The organism is Kitasatospora sp. NPDC015121 (assembly GCF_055562955.1).
Genome location: NZ_JBVHEH010000058.1, coordinates 1 through 19,566, shown reverse-complemented (window position 1 = coordinate 19,566; position 19,566 = coordinate 1). Strand labels below are relative to the sequence as shown.

The 19,566-nt window shown below is 60.3% G+C and carries 22 protein-coding genes and 1 pseudogene; 12 read left to right on the top strand and 11 right to left on the bottom strand.

Annotated features, from left to right (window positions below; translation table 11 throughout):
• Positions 1–236: 236 nt before the first annotated feature.
• Both ACZ3J7_RS39480 and ACZ3J7_RS39475 read right to left on the bottom strand, forming a co-directional pair.
• Positions 237–2,510, bottom strand: coding sequence for a zinc-ribbon domain-containing protein (locus ACZ3J7_RS39480; RefSeq protein WP_003944198.1), 2,274 nt, complete (start codon positions 2,508–2,510; stop codon positions 237–239).
• 58 nt (positions 2,511–2,568) lie between these two features.
• Positions 2,569–2,967: a hypothetical protein gene (locus tag ACZ3J7_RS39475; RefSeq protein WP_003944286.1), complete on the bottom strand. Its 399-nt coding sequence runs from the start codon at positions 2,965–2,967 to the stop codon at positions 2,569–2,571.
• A 200-nt stretch (positions 2,968–3,167) separates the two neighbouring features.
• On the opposite strand from ACZ3J7_RS39475, the gene ACZ3J7_RS39470 reads away from it, so the two are divergent.
• From ACZ3J7_RS39470 to ACZ3J7_RS39450, 5 genes are all read left to right on the top strand, one after another.
• The gene (locus ACZ3J7_RS39470; RefSeq protein WP_350835029.1) at positions 3,168–3,365 is read left to right on the top strand and encodes a hypothetical protein; all 198 of its coding nucleotides are present in this window, start codon (positions 3,168–3,170) and stop codon (positions 3,363–3,365) included.
• A 130-nt stretch (positions 3,366–3,495) separates the two neighbouring features.
• The gene (locus ACZ3J7_RS39465; RefSeq protein ID WP_003944284.1) at positions 3,496–3,915 is read left to right on the top strand and encodes a hypothetical protein; all 420 of its coding nucleotides are present in this window, start codon (positions 3,496–3,498) and stop codon (positions 3,913–3,915) included.
• A gap of 402 nt (positions 3,916–4,317) precedes the next feature.
• Entirely contained in the window at positions 4,318–4,674 is a 357-nt protein-coding gene (locus ACZ3J7_RS39460; RefSeq protein ID WP_003944213.1) for a helix-turn-helix domain-containing protein, read from the top strand.
• Positions 4,675–4,772: 98 nt separating this feature from the next.
• Entirely contained in the window at positions 4,773–4,958 is a 186-nt protein-coding gene (locus ACZ3J7_RS39455) for a hypothetical protein (protein WP_003944200.1), read from the top strand.
• Complete coding sequence (locus tag ACZ3J7_RS39450) at positions 4,937–5,626, top strand: DUF6338 family protein (protein WP_350835209.1); 690 nt, start codon at positions 4,937–4,939, stop codon at positions 5,624–5,626. The genes ACZ3J7_RS39455 and ACZ3J7_RS39450 overlap by 22 nt, the downstream gene beginning before the upstream one ends.
• A gap of 20 nt (positions 5,627–5,646) precedes the next feature.
• On the opposite strand, the gene ACZ3J7_RS39445 is transcribed toward ACZ3J7_RS39450, so the two are convergent.
• From ACZ3J7_RS39445 to ACZ3J7_RS39435, 3 genes are all read right to left on the bottom strand, one after another.
• On the bottom strand, positions 5,647–5,952 hold the full coding sequence (locus tag ACZ3J7_RS39445; RefSeq protein ID WP_037131447.1) for a helix-turn-helix domain-containing protein: 306 nt from the start codon (positions 5,950–5,952) through the stop codon (positions 5,647–5,649).
• Between the two features lie 5 nt (positions 5,953–5,957).
• Positions 5,958–6,314, bottom strand: coding sequence for a type II toxin-antitoxin system RelE/ParE family toxin (locus ACZ3J7_RS39440; RefSeq protein WP_003944240.1), 357 nt, complete (start codon positions 6,312–6,314; stop codon positions 5,958–5,960).
• A gap of 93 nt (positions 6,315–6,407) precedes the next feature.
• Complete coding sequence (locus tag ACZ3J7_RS39435; protein WP_003944280.1) at positions 6,408–7,826, bottom strand: hypothetical protein; 1,419 nt, start codon at positions 7,824–7,826, stop codon at positions 6,408–6,410.
• Between the two features lie 71 nt (positions 7,827–7,897).
• Here ACZ3J7_RS39435 and ACZ3J7_RS39430 point away from each other — a divergent pair, with 71 nt between their 5' ends.
• Positions 7,898–8,488, top strand: coding sequence for a hypothetical protein (locus ACZ3J7_RS39430; RefSeq protein ID WP_037131391.1), 591 nt, complete (start codon positions 7,898–7,900; stop codon positions 8,486–8,488).
• Between the two features lie 207 nt (positions 8,489–8,695).
• A pseudogene (locus ACZ3J7_RS39425) lies at positions 8,696–9,147 on the top strand (IS3 family transposase); the annotation flags it as partial.
• Positions 9,148–9,408: 261 nt separating this feature from the next.
• On the opposite strand, the gene ACZ3J7_RS39420 reads toward ACZ3J7_RS39425, so the two are convergent.
• Positions 9,409–9,774, bottom strand: coding sequence for a hypothetical protein (locus tag ACZ3J7_RS39420; RefSeq protein WP_350835206.1), 366 nt, complete (start codon positions 9,772–9,774; stop codon positions 9,409–9,411).
• A gap of 262 nt (positions 9,775–10,036) precedes the next feature.
• Between ACZ3J7_RS39420 and ACZ3J7_RS39415 the strand changes: the two genes are divergently transcribed.
• From ACZ3J7_RS39415 to ACZ3J7_RS39405, 3 genes are all read left to right on the top strand, one after another.
• Positions 10,037–10,363, top strand: a complete 327-nt coding sequence (locus ACZ3J7_RS39415; RefSeq protein ID WP_037131386.1) for a hypothetical protein — start codon at positions 10,037–10,039, stop codon at positions 10,361–10,363.
• A gap of 179 nt (positions 10,364–10,542) precedes the next feature.
• Positions 10,543–11,004: a hypothetical protein gene (locus tag ACZ3J7_RS39410; protein WP_003944221.1), complete on the top strand. Its 462-nt coding sequence runs from the start codon at positions 10,543–10,545 to the stop codon at positions 11,002–11,004.
• Between the two features lie 2 nt (positions 11,005–11,006).
• Positions 11,007–11,354, top strand: coding sequence for a hypothetical protein (locus tag ACZ3J7_RS39405; protein ID WP_003944211.1), 348 nt, complete (start codon positions 11,007–11,009; stop codon positions 11,352–11,354).
• Between the two features lie 178 nt (positions 11,355–11,532).
• On the opposite strand, the gene ACZ3J7_RS39400 is transcribed toward ACZ3J7_RS39405, so the two are convergent.
• The 3 genes from ACZ3J7_RS39400 to ACZ3J7_RS39390 are packed head-to-tail and all read right to left on the bottom strand — an operon-like array spanning position 11,533 to position 14,462.
• Positions 11,533–13,302, bottom strand: coding sequence for an ABC-three component system protein (locus ACZ3J7_RS39400; protein WP_003944238.1), 1,770 nt, complete (start codon positions 13,300–13,302; stop codon positions 11,533–11,535).
• The gene (locus tag ACZ3J7_RS39395) at positions 13,268–13,477 is read right to left on the bottom strand and encodes an ABC-three component system middle component 6 (RefSeq protein WP_003944266.1); all 210 of its coding nucleotides are present in this window, start codon (positions 13,475–13,477) and stop codon (positions 13,268–13,270) included. Before ACZ3J7_RS39395 ends, ACZ3J7_RS39400 begins: the two co-directional genes overlap by 35 nt.
• Before the next feature lie 25 nt (positions 13,478–13,502).
• On the bottom strand, positions 13,503–14,462 hold the full coding sequence (locus tag ACZ3J7_RS39390; protein WP_003944224.1) for an ABC-three component system protein: 960 nt from the start codon (positions 14,460–14,462) through the stop codon (positions 13,503–13,505).
• 1,391 nt (positions 14,463–15,853) lie between these two features.
• Between ACZ3J7_RS39390 and ACZ3J7_RS39385 the strand changes: the two genes are divergently transcribed.
• Positions 15,854–16,384: a hypothetical protein gene (locus ACZ3J7_RS39385; RefSeq protein WP_218747487.1), complete on the top strand. Its 531-nt coding sequence runs from the start codon at positions 15,854–15,856 to the stop codon at positions 16,382–16,384.
• Positions 16,385–16,527: 143 nt separating this feature from the next.
• Here the strand turns inward: ACZ3J7_RS39385 and ACZ3J7_RS39380 are convergent, their stop codons facing one another.
• A complete protein-coding gene (locus ACZ3J7_RS39380) occupies positions 16,528–16,731 on the bottom strand; it encodes a hypothetical protein (RefSeq protein ID WP_037131380.1) in 204 nt (67 codons plus the stop codon).
• A 440-nt stretch (positions 16,732–17,171) separates the two neighbouring features.
• On the bottom strand, positions 17,172–17,660 hold the full coding sequence (locus ACZ3J7_RS39375; protein WP_003944258.1) for a hypothetical protein: 489 nt from the start codon (positions 17,658–17,660) through the stop codon (positions 17,172–17,174).
• 437 nt (positions 17,661–18,097) lie between these two features.
• Between ACZ3J7_RS39375 and ACZ3J7_RS39370 the strand changes: the two genes are divergently transcribed.
• Positions 18,098–19,486 carry a lipase family protein gene (locus ACZ3J7_RS39370; RefSeq protein ID WP_350835303.1) on the top strand — a complete coding sequence of 463 codons (1,389 nt, stop codon included), beginning with the start codon at positions 18,098–18,100 and terminating at the stop codon, positions 19,484–19,486.
• The last annotated feature ends 80 nt before the right edge of the window (positions 19,487–19,566 follow it).

The window sequence follows — 19,566 nt, the reverse complement described above, 5'->3', positions numbered from 1 at the left end:
TGGGGAACTATCTGGCCGTACGCGGGGAGAAACCATGGCCACAAAATGCGCCATAAATGGCCGCCAGTGGGGAGCTTACGATGGCCGTCGACAGTTGCAGGTTTTGGTGACACCGAACTGAATGTCGTCATACGGATGCCCGCGTCACCTTGAACTGTCCAGTTTGAGGGACGCGGGCATCATTCTGCGTGCTTGCGACCGGTAGATGGTGTGATGGGGATTGCTGTCTCGCGCATTCAATGCTGGTGAATTTCGTTGATAAGTTGAATAGTCCGCAGCGCCACTGCTTCTGCACGTTCGGTGGAGGTGCATTCCATCGTGGTCACGGGTAGCTCGGGGAGCGGGCGTTTCGCGGTGGTTTCGCGTATTCGGATGACTGTCCATCCTGCCTTCTCGAGCACTCGTGTTTTGAGGAGGTCTTTCTCCGCCTTGTCCCGATGCCAATACCAGCCGTCGTACTCGACTATGACCCTTTGATGGTGCAGCGCGAGATCGACTCCCCATCTCCACCCGACGACACCCGCAGGACCTGTGTAATCGGTTTGATTGAACGCTTTCGCGATGAGCTGGCAGATTGCCTGTTCTCGCATTGAGGTTCCAATAGTGCAGCAATGTGGGCATCCGGTTTCGGCTGCCGTGCGGGAACCGATCGAGACTTCCCATTCATGGCCAGCGCGGCATCGCCACCATACGCGGGAATCACTTCCGGCGCTGAAATCAATTGGTGTACCTGTATTTTTGGTGGAATGCCATTCAGATGCTATCGCGGGGTGGGTGGTTCTGAGATCGTTGAAACCTGGCAGGACCTTGCGTCCAGCGCAGATGGGGCACTGTCGACCGTTCACTCGGGAAACCACGACAGCGGGCCATTCGTGTCCGTGGTCTCGGCACTGCCACCAGGCTTTGAGATGGCTTCCGGCTCCAACTCGGGCGGGGGTGAGCAGGTTTTTGGTGGGGTGCCATTCGGCCGCGAGTTCTGGTCGCAGTGTGGCGAGGTCGTTGAATCCGACTACTATTCGTCTGTTGGTGCAGACGGGACATCCAGTGCCGGCTGATGTTCGGGTTTCGACGGTGGCCTGGTAGTCGTGTCCCTGCCCGGCGCACTGCCACCAAATCTTGGTTTTGCTTCCACTTGTTACTTGTGACGGGATGAGTGAGTTTTTGGTCGGGTGCCACTCTGCAGCCACTGTGGGATGTGTTGTGGCGAGGTCATTGAATCCTGCGAGGGCTTGTTTCCCTGCACAGTAGGCGCAGCCTCGTCCCCTGACGCGTGCGCTTACGACGCTCAAGTACTCGTGGCCGGCTGGGCAGATCCACCATGCGCGATATGCGGATCCTGGACTCGTGGAAGAGGTTGTTTGGGCGTTACGGGTCGGGTGCCACTGGTTGGCCAGATGTGGGTGGGTGGTGTCGAGGTCATTGAACCCAGCCAGTGTGCGTCGGCCTGAACAGACTGGGCAGCCGTTGCCTTGCGTGCGACTATTCACGGTTCCTTGCCATTCGTGTCCGAACTGGGTGCACAGCCACCAGGCTTTCTTGGCCGAGCCGACTGAAACTTCCTCCGATGAGATCGAATTTCGCGTTGGGTGCCATTCGGCAGCAATGTCAGGTCGAAGTGTCGCAAGGTCGTTTATCCCCTGCTCGATCCGCCGGTTCGAGCAGACCGGGCAGCCTGTCGCAGATTTTCCTGTTCGACTGGCGACCGTGGTCTTCCATTCATGACCACTGGAACATGCCCACCAGACGCTCTTGTTCGAGGCAACGAGAACGTCGTGGGCGGAGAGCGTGTTCTTGGTGGGGTGCCACTCGCGCGCGACCTCCGGCCGTAGCGTGGCGAGATCGGTTTCACCTGGAATAGGTAACCGCCCACCGCAGTAAGGGCAGCCAATTATCGCTTTTACGCGCTGCTCGACTCTTGATGCGTACGAGTGACTGCGGTCTGGGCAAATCCACCACGCGCTGTACTCGGATCCTGTCTTGACTGCAGTTGGTGGTCGATCGTTTCGGATGGTGTCCCATTCCTTTGCAATCTCGGGTTCGGTTGTCGCGAGATCGTTGACCCCGGTGATCGCGTAGCGACCTGCGCAGTGTGGGCACCCATATTTTCTGTTGGTGCGTTTTGTGATTTCTGTTTGGTACTCGTGACCGCCGGCACATCGCCACCAAGCTTTCCAGTTGCTTTTTGCTGTAAAGCCGGTAGGCGTCCGGTCGCCGTTGAAGGTGGGGTGCCATTGGGACGCGATTTCGGGATGAGTCGTAGGTAAGTCGGTTTCATTGGGAATTGGGCGGATCAGTGTGCAGTAGGGGCATCCTGGACCGATTTTGGCAGTGCGGTCGGCGACGCAGGCCTGATAGGAATGCTTCTTTCCGCATCGCCACCACGCCCGGATGCTGCTTTTCGGCGTGATATCGGTCGGTTGCCGTTTGTTTCTCTCTGCATCCCACTCTGCGGCGAGATCTGGTCGCAGAGTGGCGAGATCGGTAAGTCCAGGTATGGCGCGCACGGGCATGGACGGAATCCTTGTGTAGGGGTACGACAGTGAACGGATCAGTCTGTGGGCGGAATGTCTACTCGCCCTTCGGTCTCAGTCGCTCTGCGGTCTTGGCGTTGGTTGTCGCTTCCAGTCGTCGTGCGACGTCGTGGATGTCGTCGAAGCAGCGGAATGCGTCGTATCCGGAACGGAAGGCGAAGAGACTGTGTTTGCGGATGACGCGGAGATAGGAGCGTTCGTCGACGTCGTAGATTTTGAGCGCATCGCGGGGTGCTGGGATGGCGTTGTGGTAGGCGAACGCGATTTGGTAAGCGACTTTGAGGATGTTTGAGATGTGTTGTGCGGTCAGGGCTGCGGTGTGGATGTCTTGTGGGAGGTTGTAGCGGCCGAGTGCGTCGAGATTGTCGGCAAGGTCGACGAGGGAGTCGCAGGCGCGCTGCGCGTGGGCATGGACATTTGTTGCCGTGGATGTCATGAGGTCCTCTGTCTGCGATGCGGTCAGCGTGACTGGAGCTGTCGCGGATTGTGAAGCACGAAGGAAAGAACTCTATGTGACATTCAGGATGCCTCATGCATGTCACATTGGCAAGTGTGAGAAGGACATTTGGCCGAGCATTCAGGGTGGACTCGGTTCAGAATCGTTTCGCGTCCAGGTCGGACGGTAACGTCACCTGCATGGATCCGCTGGAGAAGGCCGTCGAGGCGCACAAGCGTGCAGTAGTCGCGGAGAAGGCTGCTCGGGATGCTCTGTACGGCGAGATTTGGCGCGCGCGACAGTCTGGAGTTTCGCAGGTGGAGGTTGTTCGTCGGACTGGTTATACGCGTGAACATGTGCGTCGGATTGAGCGATTGTTCGAGGGTACGTCGGATTGACTGGTCGCGGCCGTTGCTCCAGGGCGAGGATTTTACCGAGTCAGTATTGGAAATATGTCCGCTTGAATGGTCATGGATACGCGTGCGTAGAACAGTGCCAGTCGGCAGGGCACACAACGAAGAGGAAAGAATGACGGGCTATGCCGATGGTTGGGCGTTGCTGGGCGACGAGGTGAGGGCCATCATTAAGGAGTATTGGCTGGACGGGTTCCCTGTTGCGGCGACTCCGGACGAGGAATACAACCGAGGCCGTGGCCCCGGAAAACGCGTCAGCCCTATTTACGAATACGACGACGGCGGAATCGGGGCGACGCAGTGGCTCAATGTCACCCACAACGTCGCCGCGATACTGAAGTCGGACGGTGGATGGAAGGTTGGCGGCGCGTTCCACCTGTGGGTTTCCACCGGTATCGGGACGCTTCCGTACGAGGTGCCCCTGCGAAACCCAATCATGATCGACGCGGGGGATAACGTGGGCTGGAGCGAACGTAAGGAAGAAGCAATCGCCGCCGCAGAGGCAGTACTCGGTCTGCGTCGATTGGCCGAGTAGCTCACCAAAGCAAATCGAGAGACCCGATTTTCCTCAGTCCACGAGGCGAATCGGGTCTCTCGCGGCCAGAGGAGGAGACGAGCTCTCCCGGCGCCTCCTCGCGTGGGCCGCCGATGCACTCTCGCTGTTGCGGAGCCTGCGAGGCTGTCCACAAGAAGATGAACCCGACTTGAAACGAGTCCGCCAATCAGGTCAACACCAGGTCTGGCGCACTGCCCATCCGTTCGACCCCGACATCGCATTTCGGCTGATCTGCTGGTTCCCACCCGACAGCAACACCGTCGTAGTGGCACTGTTCGCGGGCGACAAATCGAGAATCGGCGACGTGTTCTACAACAGTGTCGGACCCCGAGCCGACGCCGCAGTCCGAGCATGGAAGTTTCAGACAGAAGGAGATCAACGATGACCGAACAGTCGGATAAGACCCGATTCATTCGCGGAAATGATCGCATCGACCGACTCGTTGCGGACCCGTTGATCGCTGACGATGTCACCCGCTACGCGTCCGAGCGCGCGGAAGTGAACCGGATCTACGCACAAGGCCTGGCGGACATCCGCAAAGCGGGCAAGCTGACTCAGACCGAAGTCGCAACGATCCTCGACACTGATCAGGGCACGGTATCGAGAATAGAAAATCGCGACGATCTGCTGCTTTCGACCCTGCGCCAGTACCTAGCCGCGGCCGGCGCAGTGCATGCGAAGATCGTGGTGGAGAAAGAGGGTGTCGAGATCACCCTCGACCTCGACAGCTTCGGGTGACCATCGGTTCGATCACCATGTGTCGTGGTGATGGGGCACACTGACGGCGCAGAGTGGCGGCGAGTAGTGCCGGCGCGAGTGAACGAACGGACAGCGGCATGGGTATTGAAGAAGCTCAGGACGACGGCACGCTCTACGCGGTGCCTCCGAAGGATCCGGACACGATCTTGGGGTCGATCGACTCGCTGCACGTCGAGGCTCCGGTGGTTGTCGAGCAACGCCAGGAGTCGCCGCCCGCGTCCGGGGAAACCGTCTCCGACCAGTGGGGCGATTTCGACCACTGACTGTGACACCTGGTACCTGGCTGACAGTGCTGGCCTTCTTCGTGTTCGTAGCTCCTGGGCTGCTGTACGACCTGGCCAGCGTCACCAAGCGCACCCGTCGACACGAGACGGTGTTCACCGAGATCAGCCGGATCACACTGATGTCGACGCTGTGCAGTGCCGGCGCTGCAGCTGTGGTGACAGTAATCGGCATGATCGTCGCCGCACGATGGGAGAAGTACCCGTTTCCGGATCCGGCGTCGATGATCCGCGGCGGCTCAGGTTACGTCAACGCGCACCTCGCAGCGGTGTCGTGGGCAGCAGCCCTTTGCTTGGGGGTCTCGCTCGGCATCTCCTACGGCGCGTTCCGTCTCGTCTACCGCACGGACAAAGCCGCGATCTCCGACATTTCCGCATGGAGGTCGGTCCTGCGTGACGATCTACCTGACCCAGGTGTCGCATATGCCCTGGTCAAAATGAAAAGCGGCACGGTCTGGGGTGGGCGGGTCGCCAAATACACGCCCGACCCGGAGATGGCGAACAGGGAATTGGTCCTGAGTCCCCCGTTGTCTGTCCGCGATGCTGCCGCGTCACAGATGGCGAAGGTTCCCGACAAGTGGATGCGCGTCATCCTGCCCGGTCCGGAGATCGTCTCGATGGTTGTCACCTACGGTGATCCACCGCCGTAGGTGACCGGCCGGCACTGCGGTCAGGCGATGTGGAAGCGGTCGTCTCCGAGTTCGACCTCGACACGCAGGGAACCGCCTACTGCCTCGACGTATCGGCGCAGGGTGTCGATTTGAATTCGTGCGAGGTCCCCGCGCTCGATGTTGGAGATGCGGTTTTGGCCGACGCCGAGACGGTCTGCGACCTCACCTTGAGTCAAGGCAGCATTCTTGCGGAGTTCCTTGAGTCGGTAGGCCCGTACCTCCTCGAGCAGTCGGCCCTTGTGCGCGTCCACGGCGGACCGGTCGACGGGCCGTGCGTTGAGCATGTCGTCGAGACTTTTTGCCATCACGTTCACTTCCCTTCCAGGTTTTCGATGTGGGTGTCGAGCAGATCGTCGGCGATCGGAATGTTCTTCTTGTACCACTTGGTCCACTGACCTGATTTGTCTCCCGCGATCAGCAAGATCGCCTTTCGATGCGGGTCGAACGCAAACAGCACTCGCAGCTCCGAGCGCCCACTCGATCCCGGCCGTAGCTCCTTCATGTTCTTGTGGCGGGAGGCAGTGACCGTGTCGACCAGCGGCCGACCGAGCTGAGGCCCACGTTCTTCGAGCAATTCAAGTGCAGCGACAACCTGTTCATAGGACGACTGATCCAGCTGTGCAAGCCAATCTTCGACCAACTCGACGTCCACACTCCAGATCGACACTTCGTCATAATATCACTCATAGGTGATATTTGGGGATCCGTTTCTGCGGCGGTGCCAGCGGTGCACATCCTGCAACGACTTACAGCTCTGACATCAACTCAGGAAGTCTTTACCGAGCCAGTCGATCAGGCACTTCTCGATAGGGTCGGGATTCTGTTTGACTGCCAGCTTGGTTAGGTGGGGTGCGATGATGTCCTTGTATTCTTCTCCGAGAACCAGTTCGACTGCCTCTCTGGCCAACCTGAACGAGCGTTGCCATCGCGGGCCACGCCGGTCGTCTGGCCCCGGCCCCACTGATTCGCAGTTGATCGTGTGCACTATTACGCGAGCGTCTGCACCCTCGAACGACTTGATCGTCCGGTCGATTTTGTCCCGCCCCTCTCTGATCGCGGCTGCCTGTTTCCGATCCAGCTTTCGTCCCCTCACCAGATTGGCGATGAGCTGGCGATCCTCCCTCAGCCAGATCACATGCAATGGGCCCGATTGGGGCGCATTGCCTACATCTTTCGGCGGTGTCGGCAAGAACCGGCCTGGTAGGACGTCGGTGCCTCGATGGGCCCAGACGTAGCGAGGCCAAGGCTTGTGCAGGTGCTCTCCGTGGAGTTGTGATCGGTAGGCGTCTAGTTCTTCGCTGGTGGGGAGGCTGTTGTTGGGCCTATACCCTTGCGCAATTTTCCGAGTAGTGAAGAATCCGTAACCCAACATTCTCGCGAGGAGTGCACCGACATCTGCCGGCCAAGGACCGTCGGTCAACGAGACGATGGCGACAGCCGGGACATCTTTGTGCTGCCACTGACGATCCGGGCTACGCTCGGCGATCGTGTGCCTGACGGAGTATCGCAACCTGTCGGGTTCAGCGTCCCCTGAAGCCTCCGCGTCTGCCTTACTCATCCATTGAGTGGGGGCGCGAGGCGCGTAGACCGCCCCGTACCTGTTCAGCACGTGATGCAGTTCGTTCTCCAGGTCGTTACGTTCGTCCCGCAGTGAGACATCAGAGTCGTTCCCTTGCTTGTACACCCGCCGAAAGTCCAGGATGTCCGCTACGTGAAACCGAAGATCGCCGGGTCCTTCAATAGCTGGTTGAACTGCGACCGCCCAATTCTGCGTCGCGGTGGTGGCTGCGATGATCGCGCCGGTTGCCTCGGTGGTGTCGGAATGACGCACCGACATCTCGAGATCTCGGAGTTCACTGCGCAGTTCGAAAACCCTTCTGTGCAGCCATACTTCGTGCGCAAGCGCCTCTTGCACGTCTGGGACTGCATCGAGCATCCTGGCGAAGAACAGCTCGTCTACCTCTCCGTCGTGAGCGGCAGATGACGTCCACTCGAGGCTGAGGCGAGGCAGTTCTGCCAATTTCGGCCTTCCGTGGCCGCGCCTCCAGTCCGCGATCCGTTTGGGTGTCACTTCTTCGTCGTTGAACATTTCGGCAAGTGCGACCGGAGTCAGATGCGCCAGGTCTTCCTTGACGAACTCCACGAATCGAAGCCACGCGGGATCTGCTGTGTTCACCATGTGGCAAGTGTGCCATTTATGGAGCAACCAGAGTGCTTGAACGGCGCAGGTTCGCCCATTAGCCTCTGTTTGTGCAGGTTGCCGCGCCGGGCGCCTGCCCGACCGAGAGGAACGACATGTCCAGGTCAACTTCCATCCGCACTGCAACGGTTGCCGCTGCTCTCGCAGCGTTCACCGCTTTTGGTGGTTTCGTCGTCGTCCCTGTCGTCCACGCGACCCCCGTCGTCGCACCGCAGCAAGGCCCAGCGGGGGCAGTTGTGAAGTACCTCCAGAAGGTCAACTGGCAGAAGGAGTTCAAGGACGCAACAAAGGGGGTCGTCGTTCAAGTCGTCCTCGACAAAGTAATCGAGATCCTGGTCCCGAAAGGCGGAAGTAACTCTATTCCCGTGGTGCAGGCGAGCAGCATCAACAGCCCCGAAACGCTGATCAATCGGAGCTCGAATCCAGCAGGTGTCTCACCACGAGTGAGCTACGTGAAATCGAACGACGCGCGAGGACTCTTCTACAGCACCCTCAAGAGCGGTGGTATTCGGAAGAGTGAAAACAGCTACAAAGTCGGGGTCCAGACCGTGAAATTCAGCCCTGGGACGTCATCGACACCGCCTTCCATCACCATCTCGAACTCAGCGGTCACGAACAAGATCGTGGTGTTGGCAAACTAAGAGTTCCGAGAAGTCCATCGCCGATCGGAGTGATGGGACATCGACGAGAGCGGGTCACACCTTTCGGTGCGGCCCGCTCTCCGTCATCTATGACTACATCTCGACTTCCGTTCCACGATCTCTCTCCGGGACCATGACCGGCTCACCGCTGAATCACACCGGAGTTTCCGGGGACTTCATCGACTTCGTCAACCGATCAAGAGCAAGTACGGCGTCGAGCCGATGTGCAGGGTGCTCACCGAGCACGGCTGCTCAATTGCGCCGTCCACCTACTACGAAGCCCGCAACCGTCCTGCGTCTCGGCGGTCTCTGCGCGACGAAAGGCTTAAAGTCGAGGTCAGCCGGGTGCACACCGAAAATTATTCGGTCTACGGCGCCCGCAAGGTGTGGCTTCAGCTGAGGCGAGAGGGTATCGAGGTAGCGCGCGGTGCACGGTCGAACGGTTGATGGGTGTCCTCGGGCTCGAAGGTGCCCGTCGAGGCAAGGCCAAGCGCACCACCATCGCCGATCCACAAGGGCATCGCGCAGACGATCTGGTGCAACGGAAGTTCAACCCGATCGCGCCAAACATGTTGTGGGTAGCCGACTTTACATACGTTTCGACATGGTCGGGCTGGGTCTACGTCGCGTTCGTCATCGACGCGTATTCTCGCCGAATCGAGGCGTTCTACTACGGTGAACACAGAGCTACGCGAATCGCGGAGTTCTCAAATCAGTAAGTCTCCGGACTCGCCGGTGTGATTCAGAGTCTGGATTTCAGGCAAGAGTGGTCGTGTTGTCAGTCCGCTGGCCACTGGATAACCCGTATTCGATGTCTGGTCCCGCCCACTGAATGATTTGTCCTGCTTGGTCGATGGTCAAAACGCACACCCAAGCCCTCAGAAACGATCTGAGCCCATTCGGGTCCAGAGTGTGCGGGCTCAATGGTCCAGCAGGTCGAGATACTCGGTGAGCTGTCCGATCGGGGCGACAACCTCGCCTCGCAGCATCCACGTTGCCTCACCGTCGACTATTCCGGGATCCAGATGACCGCCGCTTGGCAGAGTCGGCCATTGCAGCCATTCATTGAAGTCCTGGAAGTTGTGCGCGATCTCGATGGTTGCGGCCAAAGCATCGAGGCCGCTGGAGATCCCGAACCCGCTACCGTCCTGATTGTTCACTCCCAAACTGAGAACGAGCCCAGGAACCGGGAACACGTCTCGTCGAATGTCGACGCGCCACACCCCCGGATCGAACTCCCGCATTCCATCGAAACGAAGGGTGTCGCGCGAGATCCGGGCGATCACGGTCAGGAGTATCTCTTGGAGTTCCGGTGACGGCTCGAATGTGAATCTGACATCCCACCTGGCACCGAAGTCGGAACCGGACACATACATTCTCCGAATGCTATTCGACAGCCGTTGCTATTTCGCCTGTGAGTGACAATATTCCCCGCGTCCAAAGCAACCGTCATCTGTTCGAAAAAACAGATCCTTTCGGTTTGACCGTCGAACGGGGCGATCGGGCTTGCCGATCTTGCAGGAGTGATCGTGATGGAAGAATGAGGGGATGCGCCCGAACAGGTACCTCGACGATTATCTGCATGGGCTTGAGTTCCTGAGTGGGGTGTACCCCGATGATGCGGGGGCGATTGCCGAGCACGGCATCGTGGCCGCGCTCGATGATGATGATGCGTTCGTGTTCTTGCTTCGCTTGGTCGGTCCAGAAGCCCCGGCGTTCGCGGATGAACTGTGGCAGTTGATCAGTGGTTTTCTGAACAGTCGCCGCGTCGAGGAGTTGTTCGGAGGCTCTGAGGATGCCGGGTTGGCGGATCTCAACACAGTGAGAAAACCGAGATACCTCCCGCCTCCTGCTCGACCGAGGATCCCAAGGTGAGAGTGTCTGACGGCTACCACCGTGCCAAAAGATTCAGGGAAGAACGTGCCAAATAATTCCGAAAGTCACAGTCGCGGCCTGAGTTTTCGGTTCCGGAGAAGCCTGGACCCGGGCCATGCCGGTCGCCGTGCAGTGCACTTCACATAGACTTCCGAACACGTTCCGAATATTGTGGGGGCATGGCCCCGACCGCGACCCGCACCACACGCCGCTCCTCCGACCTGAGCAAACACTCGGCCGAGGTGTTCGCCGAGGCCGAGGACCACCCCGTCACCGTCACCCGCCGCGACGGCGAAGATCTCGTGCTCATGACACAACGCGAAGCAGACAGCCGCGCCCGACTCCTCGAGTTCGCGGCACAGCTGATCGGAGTGGCCGTCGACGACGACGGACCCCTCGACGGACGGATGTCGCGCGCATTCCCCTGGATGCTGGCACTTTCCCCGAAGGATCGTGCCGTCTGCGCTCGAGACCTGGTCGACGCCGCACGCGCGTCGTTCGCGACCGACCAACCGCACCTGGTACTTGCGGAACTGACCTCGTGGCGAGAAACGGCGACCGCGATCGCTGCCGGCCTCGGTCAGGCCGACCTCGAATGGCTGGACACTCCAGAAGACGACACGATGGTGGAGCGTCCGTAGCGGTGGCAGGAAAACGCGGCGAGCTCGTACCTCGACCGACGAAGAAGACCGAGTACGAGATCCGCTTCGCGACCAACAATGCACGCAAAGGTTGGCGGGACCTCACTGCGGTGATCCGCAACCCGTTGGCGGAGGCCTGGGATTTCCTGACGCGAACCCCGCTGGTGGTGGATCCGAAGAACTACCCGCTACGCGGCGACCTCGGCGTCGTCACTCGCGACGGCGTGAGCCATCAGCGGTGGCAGCACAAACCCACTCAGCAGGGTGATGCCCGCATTTGGTTCTATGTCGAGGGGCGCACGGTGCACGTGGAGCAGGTGCACACCAACCATCCGAACGAGACGAAATAGGGATCCGTGTACGGAAAGGCCCCCGGACGCATGCTTGGGTTGTAAGGATCATCGCCACCGCTGCCTGCACCGCACCGCCGGACCGAGACCGCTTGGGTAGTTGACTACAGCCCACCCTGATTGATTTATGTCCCGAGTGGCCCCATTGGTTGGTGATCTTGTTGGCCATGTTGAGCGGTTAATCGAAGCGGAAGCCGAAGAGTCCGCCGGCGTCTGTTTCGTCGGTTAGACGTGTGTCGAGGATGTAGGGGTCTGCGTCGAAGGCGCCGTCGCTTTGAAGTTCCACGGTGGCGAGGAAGTCCGAGTTGAGGGTCACGATGTACTGGAAGTTGTGTTGTTCGGCGAGTCGGGCTCCGATGTTGAGGCACGATGCGACTTGGCGGCCGTCGATTGCGTCGAAGAGGTGGCTGTCGTGTACGAGTATCCGAGGTGCACGGCCTGCTTTGATTGCGGCGATTGCGCACACGATGTCGAGTATGAAGGTCTCTACGCTGCGGACGCCTACGCTCGCGTCGCCTGATATGCGGGGCTCGACGCCTAAGAGTCCTTTGGGTGTCGGCGAAATCAGAAGTGATGCCTCACGGTCGGTGTAGATCTCTGCGCCGAGTTCGCCGAATAGGGAGATCGATTCAACGAGGCTGTCATTTCGCTCGTTCAGTTCGGTTCGGACCGAGGCGACGAGTTCTGCGGTTCGCAGTTTGATCGTGTCGCTGATGGTGCTGATTGAGTTCGCGGCTTCCAGTCGTCGTTCCAGGTCTGCGACGTCGGATTCCTTCTTCGCAAGATCACGCTGGAGGCTCAGAAAGGTGTCGAGTGCGACGGTTTCGTTGAGGAGAAGCATGATCTGGGATCGCTGGTTGTCGAGGCTGCTGCGTTCGGAGTGGATGGCTTCGAGGCGGGTGCGGATGCTGTTGAGTTCTTGTTCCAGGAATGATCGGCGGTTGCGGACCACGGATTCGTGGAATGCTCTGACCTCGTCGTAGCGCCGGCTGACGGTGTTCGGGAGGACGAGTCCGATCTCGGCGTAGACACGAGAGAGTTTCGCCGTCAGTTCGTCCTGCTCGGACGTCTCGACTTCGTCGGCTATTGCTTCGTCGATCTCCCGTGACCTTCGTAGTAGAGCGAGGGCTTCGTCGTTGAGTTTCTGGATCGAGGCGCTGAGCTTGTCCGCTTCTTGTTGGTGATCGGCGTATTGTTCATCGACTTTGAACCCGCGTAGATCCCCCTGTGCGCGGTCGCGGTGGCGGCGGGCTGTCGCGAGTTGTGCGCGGATCGCGGATTCGTCGAGTGAGAGGTGGGTGATTGCGCCTTCACGGACTGCTGCGCGGATGGCTTTGCCTTGTTTGGTGAGGCGATCGACATCGCCTGCCTTGCCCAAGATTTCTGGTGAGAGTCCCAGCATGAAGCCGATCTTCACGCCTGATTCCCAGTCGGCCTCGGACTGGTGGCCCTTGATGGGGTTGTTGAAGAATGTTCGGATCAGTTGACTCCAGAGCTGACCGGCTGTCGGGCGGGTTGCGTCGGATGGTATCCGAAAGATGTTGTGGGAGAGTAATTCGCGCCATTCATCGACGTGGATGTCCGTCGAGTTTCCGGTTATCGACCAACCGGAGACTTGAACGCGGGTCGTCGGTGAGACGGCGCGTGTGACAGTAACTTCGTCGTCCCGGTCGCCATCTTTCGCGGGAAGCGCGAGGGTGGCGGTGAATGTGTGGTCGGTGAGTTCGGATGCTTTGAATTCTGGCGGTAGGTCGCCGCCGAGGAGGTACCTCAGGATCTTGATGACGCTGGTTTTGCCGATGCTGTTTCGACTGTCGCCTTGCTGGGATGTGTCGGTGCGTTCGGCGACGAGGATGTTCAGGCCCTCGCGAAACCGCAGAGTCTTGAATCTTGGGTCGGAGGAGGTGAGGCGGCTAAGAAACATGTGTGCGCCTGAGGAAGCCTTCATCGGATGTGTCCACGAGTCTCATTGTGTAGAGGGCGGCCAGTGCGAGTGTGAACCAATCGAATGTGATGCGTTGGGCTCGATGTGACGAATGTTCGTGAATGCTGAACCGTTCCCAGAGGGCCGAGACCGACATCGGATCGCGGAGTTCTTCGAGGATCTTGGAACCGACTGTCATGAGGGCGCGGTCCGATGACACCCCTTTAGTGGGTAAAAGCATTGGGTGTCTCCACTTCTGGGCCGTCTTCGTTGGTGGGTGGCATCTCGAATATGTGGCAGGAATCGAAGAAGTACGAGACGACTGCGAACGCCGCGTTGGCGCGCTTTCCATCCATCCTGAAGTTAGTTCCGGCTACCGACACATACAGTCGTTCAAGAACTTCGGCTGGTACTGCCGTCACCGCATGGGCGTCCTGGTACATCGACCGAAATTTCTCGCCATGAACGTCACACAGACCTGGGTCGGACAACTCTTCATACCAACGGTCAATACGAGGAGCCAGTAACCGGCCTGCGTTGAACTCGAGACGGCTCGCGTCGGGGAGCTCGTTGAAGTCCATCTTGCCTGCGGGGACGGCCAGTACACGTGCGCCGGTTTCCACAATCACGGTGTTGGAGTCGAGCGCGTCAAGTAGGGGCAACAAGTCAGAAAGTTCCACGTTCTCTGCCCCGGGCGCCCCAGGGAACAGCGCGTTGAGGACAGCGACATCGAGGGTTCCGACCACTTCCACCCAGAGTTTCTCGGTGTTAACGAGCCGGATGGTCAGTGGGCGCTCAGCGGACGGACCGTGACTTTGTTGGAGACCGGTGAGGGCTTTCAAGGACTCTGGACCTGCTGGTGCGTTCGTGACGAATTTCCATGTGTGGAAGCTGTCCCACTGAGAGAGCCCCCGTGCGAAGTCTGAATTGATCTTGGCAGCGAGTTCGCGCTCTGCGCTGCGGGCCGGTCGTTGGCCGTAGCAGGCGTAGAAGATGGTGCCTGAGTCCGCCAGCCCGTCGCACCCGCCATCGCCGAGTGTTCCTGACGGAGCGGGGTTCACGTAGTCGTCGTGGAATCGATCCAGCACCTTCGAGGCATAGTCCTCGAATGCTGTGCCCGACTTGAAACACTCCTGTTGATGGCGGAAGTGGTACCAGTCTCGCCAGTTCGCCGTCAGCAGCATCTGTTAGCCCGTCGTGGTCTTGCGTCGACCACGGTCGTGGTCTCTCGCAGAAAAGACTATCGTTCATCAACTCGGCGATTGTCTGTCCCGTTAACAGGCGTGGCGTCAGCATGAGTGGCAATGGGAAGAGGCGTAGGGGTTTTGGGTGGGTGCTGGGCCGCAGAATGTGGGTGTGACGCAATTCGATGCGACTTGGCATCGCTTGTTGGTGTGGACGGCTTGGCAGACTCTGTCGTGTGGTTCGGGAGGTTTGGCGCGAGATGGGGGAGAACATTGGTGGATGACTGGAGTCCGGTCTTTCGGGCGCGAGATGGGGGAGAACATTGGTGGATGACTGGAGTCCGGTTTTTCGGGCGCGGAGGTGGGAGCAGGACGGGGCTGAGTTCGCGGAGTGGATGGATGGTGCTGCGGTCCGGTCGCCGTGGAAGCGTCGCAGGTTCGGGATCTGGCGTGAGGAGCAGTTTTCGGACAGGATGCGCGTTGCCCGGGAGGCCAAGCGGCAGCGGCGGGCGGAGCTGGCGGCGAATCCGAGTCCTGAGCTTGTTGCGGCGTACGAGGAGTTGCGGGCTGCGGAGGCGGCGTCCGGTGCCCGACTCGGTTGCGCGCGGGGTGGTGATATGACTGACCCTGAGACGGTTCGGTTTCTTGCTCGGTTGTTGAGCGATCACGCCGAAAAATTTCAGTAAGAGCAGTGTGCGCGGCCATATTTGTGGTCCGCTCGTTTCTCTGTCGGGAAGTGCGACGGTGAGTTGGTCGAGGTTGCCTTCGATCTCGACGCTGACGACGTAGTTGCAAGGCGGTGTGTGCGGCCTTCGACGTGTTGGGCGCCGATGCGTCCGCCGGGTTTGCGTTGAGGCCGGGGACTCACCGCCAAAGCGGGACTGTGAGCGCACTGGCGGTGAGCCGTGCGCACCGAACCGTTGCTATCTGACAGTGCGCAGTTCAGGCGACCCATCCCCCGAGGGAAAGACACCCGGGGGCCGGCCGGCGCGGCAGACTGTGTGCCCGACATCAAACCGCCGCGACGTCCATTTTAGAACCGCGCACCGACTGCGTACAGGGGGTCGAAGGGTGCTCGTCTCGGTAAGCCGGTCAGATCATGATCTGCATACTTCGATCTCCTCGTGCCGAAATCCGTCGTTTCAGTTTCACACTGGCCCGTGGTTTGGTCGGGTGTGTTCGATCTCTGGTGCGACATTTCATCGTGGCGCTCTGGCGATTGTCGGGACGCTGTTGAACGGTCATGGTTTGATCGGGCGGCCGGGTCCGCTGCGTACGCCGAATCCGTTGGCTCACGGTGTTTTCGATCGAGGGGAAGGTGTCGAGATGAGCAGCGACGCGTCGGGTGACTTGATTGCCGGTGGGATGGTGCCGTGATTTCGGATGTGCGTATGACGAGTGATGTGGGTTCGTTGTTGCAGTTTCTGCTGGGGACCGAACCTGTCGGTGGGGTGGAGGTCGTTGGCGGTTGTCGAGAGATGAGTCGGCATGTTCGATCGCATCCGTTGCCGGCGAGCCGTGTCGATGATGCGGGGTGGGTGCGGTCGGTGGCAGCGGTGATGGAGGGGCCGCAGCGGGTGAGATCAGGTTTGAGGTCGTCACCGCGGGGGCCGAAGTCGCCGGTGCAGTCGTGGGTGGCTGTTCTTCATGTCTCGGCGGATGCTCTTGCGGGAGTGAACGGTGACGTGTCGGTGATCGCGACTGGCTTGATGAGCCGACTCGGTATCAGCTCGGATGATGGTTCGTGGCGGTGGATCGCGTTGTCTGTTCCTGCTGTCGGCCGGTTTGTGCGGCGTGTGCAGCTGGCTGCGACACCATTGGACGACCGTGACCCGGTGTGGAGTTTGCTCGGTCACGAGGGATGGGCGGCGCGTATTGCCGCGACGGTGGTTGGGGATGCCGAAGGTGGGTTTCTGTGCTGACAGACGAAGCGTTCCGGCAGCGGTGCCGGGAGGGTGGGTTGCTGGGCCACTGACATTTCTCAGGAGTAGGTCGTGGATGGTTTCGGTGAGCCGTCATCGGGGAGCCGTCGCATCTCGGGATGTCGGCTCAAGGAGATCCAGTTCTAGTCCCGTGGCGGCAGGATTCGTTCGCTGAGCGGGTTGTAGCAGACGAGTCCGAGGTTTTGCGCGGTGCGTACGAAGGCGTTGGCGGCCGTGATTTGTGCTCGTGAGGTTCCGCTGACATGGATCGCGGCGAAGCTTCCCACGGTGCGTACCGTCCAGGTCGCGCTGCTGTCGGTTTTCGTGTCCTCACTGTTGCTGGTCATGTGGGCCCGTTTCTCTGTCGGGGATTGTCAGTCGCGGCACTGTGAACGACGGGGAACAGCGATGAGTGAGATGCCTCCGATGAGGCTGGTCGGCGACGGCTCTGGACCAGAGCGCGGCAAGATTGTCGATGCCGTTCTTCTTGGGCGGTAGCGGGCACAAGACATCGACGTCGCCCTCGGCCTCGCCCGATACGGGAAACGAGCAGACCACATACCTCTACGCGTGAAAGCCTGTGCTGTGCGCGTCGAAGGCATCATGGCTGCGACGCAGTCGGCATGGTTCCACACCAGCTCCGGGAGAGGGTGGCCGTCGTGCCCGTGAATGCGAGCAGCGGAAACGGTCAGAATTCCGTCACACTCGATCTCTGTGTCGGTGAAGACGCGATCAGTATCCCGTGACTCCGTATCGGGCGATCGACACAGCGTTGAGACGGCGTAACTCAGCCCATGCTCGTCAGAAGGACCTCTTTGTCGGCCGGGGGCATCACACACGCAGTTCCGTCCGACGCCACGACCATTCGATAGTGCCGGACACCTGCGGAGAATTTCGCGATCGTGCCCAGCCGCAAGGCATATTCCTCGAAGCCAGGAGGAACGAGCGCCAGCCCCCACGCATCCGCCTCGATGGGATCGAGCGCCACGGGTTCGCCGGTGCGGACGTGCCGGCCGCCGACGAACGTCATCATCAGCACCGACCCGGCCGGATAGGGACCGGTCATCGTTGTGCTCGTATCCAATGCCAGATGGGAAGCGAACACCCGAACCTCCACGGTTCGGTCGAGTATCGATCGTCCGATCAGCTTCGGCGGGGGTTTCTTGCGGGCGATCGTGCGAGATGTCCCTGGCACCAGAGCTTTTCGCAGTAGTCGGTGTAGTTCCCGTTCGTGTCGGCTGCGAACCTTGTCGATCAGTTCCGCGAATTCGTGCACTAAATACTCCCTCACCGTGAGTGCCCTTCGGTATTCACGATACTGACATGACCGCAGGCAGCAGGCTGTCATCCGCCTGCTCGGCGACCCGGTGACCTGCGGTGTCCCCGGCTTTCGATCGTATGAGCCACTTGACGGGGAATTCGCTCCCGACGAGGAGGGGTGGTTCCATACCGCCGGCAGGACGAGCGCGTCGGGTGGTTGTGGTTGGCGGGCTTATGTATTCGGGGCGGAGCGGCGGGGGCCGTGCTCCGGCTGACCCGGTCGACGGGGAAGCCGATCGCTGGCGCAGATGATCTTTCGGTATGGGTGTCTGATTTTTCACGCTACCGCTGTTACCGGGCAGTAATATATGGTGATCGTCATAACGCAGTCCGGCGGTGGTGTCAGTCACATAGATGTGGAGTCGAAATATGCCCTCACGAACACTCGCCCGAATGGTGGTGACAGTGGTTGCTGCTGCCGCATTCGTGGGTGTGACCGCTCCGGTCACGGTTTCGGTTGCAGCGGCGCAGCCGCGGGTGTTCGACACGTTCTACGACTACGACGGTTCGGCACCGCTGTCCTCGTATGCCCCCGGTGATGTCCTCAAAACGCGGACCGTGCCTTATCACGTGGTGAACGTTCCGACCCCGTTGCAGGCGGTGCAGGTGCTCTACCGTTCCACCGACGCCCTCGGCCGGCCCGTCGCCAACGTGACCTCGATTCTGCGACCGCCGAACGCGCAACCCGGAAAAGTTCTCTCCTACCAGTCCGTCTACGACTCACTCAACCCCGACGACAGCCCCTCACGTGCCATCGCCGGTAACACCCCGATCGGACAGTGGACCCCGAGCGGACGCAACTTCAACCTCGGCGGCACCATGGTGTCCGGCGAGATTGCGATGTTCGGACCGATGCTCGCCGCCGGGTACACCGTCGTCATTCCCGACACCGAGGGCCCGGAGGCGGACTTCGCTGCCGGGCCGGAGTACGGGATGCTGACTCTCGATTCGTTGCGCGCCGCCCGAGAGGTCGCGGAGACCGGCATCACCGACGATGCGGAGATCGCATTGATGGGGTACTCCGGAGGGGCGATCGCCACCAACTGGGCAGCGATCCTCGCCCCGGACTACGCCCCCGATGTCGACGACGACCTGATCGGTGCCGCCGAAGCCGGCGTCATGGTCAATCCCGCCACCAATTTGCGGTACGCAAACGGAAGTCTGGGGTGGGGCGGGGTTGTCGGAATGGCGATCGTGGGAATCGGTCGCGCGTACGATATCGACTTCGATCCGTATCTCAACGACTACGGCCGCGAGATCATGGCGCGAATGCAGGACGCGTCGATCGTGAACGCCGGCGCCCAGTACCCCGGCCTGACCTGGCAGCAGATGGTCAAACCCGAGTACGCGGACCCCAATTCGGTTCCCGAGTTCGTCGACGTCGTCAACACGATTAACATGGGCATCGCCCCGATCCCGACCATCCCGATGTTCATCGCCCAAGCCGCCAACGGCATCTTCAACGGAACCCTGCCCGGCGGTCCCGGCACCGGCCCCGGTGACGGCGTCATGGTCGCCGATGACGTCGCAGCCCTCGCCACCCGCTACTGCAATGCCGGCCTCGCCATCCAGTACGACCAGTACGACACCATCGAGCACTTGATCGGTGGCGCGCTCTGGTTGCCCGGCGCTCTGCAGTGGCTCGTCGACCGGTTCAACGGCGCACCCGCCCCGAGTAACTGCGGAAAATTCGCCCCCGGAAATTCCCTCGCCCCGCAAACACTCGTCGCCCCCGGCCATCCCGCATCTGTCTCCCCGACAGGATCGGGGAGTGTTTCTTAAACGGTGTTTCGGCCCGACACGCTGGGTGAATGCCCGGCGAGAAGGGTGCCGTGATGACGACACTGGATGATGTGACGAAG

Bases quoted from the DNA above. Each gene is read 5' to 3' on its own strand.
- ACZ3J7_RS39480 (WP_003944198.1), bottom strand. From the start codon at position 2,510: ATGCCCGTGCGCGCCATACCTGGACTTACCGATCTCGCCACTCTGCGA.
- ACZ3J7_RS39475 (WP_003944286.1), bottom strand. From the start codon at position 2,967: ATGACATCCACGGCAACAAATGTCCATGCCCACGCGCAGCGCGCCTGC.
- ACZ3J7_RS39470 (WP_350835029.1), top strand. From the start codon at position 3,168: ATGGATCCGCTGGAGAAGGCCGTCGAGGCGCACAAGCGTGCAGTAGTC.
- ACZ3J7_RS39465 (WP_003944284.1), top strand. From the start codon at position 3,496: ATGACGGGCTATGCCGATGGTTGGGCGTTGCTGGGCGACGAGGTGAGG.
- ACZ3J7_RS39460 (WP_003944213.1), top strand. From the start codon at position 4,318: ATGACCGAACAGTCGGATAAGACCCGATTCATTCGCGGAAATGATCGC.
- ACZ3J7_RS39455 (WP_003944200.1), top strand. From the start codon at position 4,773: ATGGGTATTGAAGAAGCTCAGGACGACGGCACGCTCTACGCGGTGCCT.
- ACZ3J7_RS39445 (WP_037131447.1), bottom strand. From the start codon at position 5,952: ATGGCAAAAAGTCTCGACGACATGCTCAACGCACGGCCCGTCGACCGG.
- ACZ3J7_RS39435 (WP_003944280.1), bottom strand. From the start codon at position 7,826: ATGGTGAACACAGCAGATCCCGCGTGGCTTCGATTCGTGGAGTTCGTC.
- ACZ3J7_RS39415 (WP_037131386.1), top strand. From the start codon at position 10,037: ATGCGCCCGAACAGGTACCTCGACGATTATCTGCATGGGCTTGAGTTC.
- ACZ3J7_RS39410 (WP_003944221.1), top strand. From the start codon at position 10,543: ATGGCCCCGACCGCGACCCGCACCACACGCCGCTCCTCCGACCTGAGC.
- ACZ3J7_RS39400 (WP_003944238.1), bottom strand. From the start codon at position 13,302: ATGAAGGCTTCCTCAGGCGCACACATGTTTCTTAGCCGCCTCACCTCC.
- ACZ3J7_RS39395 (WP_003944266.1), bottom strand. From the start codon at position 13,477: ATGACAGTCGGTTCCAAGATCCTCGAAGAACTCCGCGATCCGATGTCG.
- ACZ3J7_RS39390 (WP_003944224.1), bottom strand. From the start codon at position 14,462: ATGCTGCTGACGGCGAACTGGCGAGACTGGTACCACTTCCGCCATCAA.
- ACZ3J7_RS39385 (WP_218747487.1), top strand. From the start codon at position 15,854: ATGACGAGTGATGTGGGTTCGTTGTTGCAGTTTCTGCTGGGGACCGAA.
- ACZ3J7_RS39380 (WP_037131380.1), bottom strand. From the start codon at position 16,731: ATGACCAGCAACAGTGAGGACACGAAAACCGACAGCAGCGCGACCTGG.
- ACZ3J7_RS39370 (WP_350835303.1), top strand. From the start codon at position 18,098: ATGGTGGTGACAGTGGTTGCTGCTGCCGCATTCGTGGGTGTGACCGCT.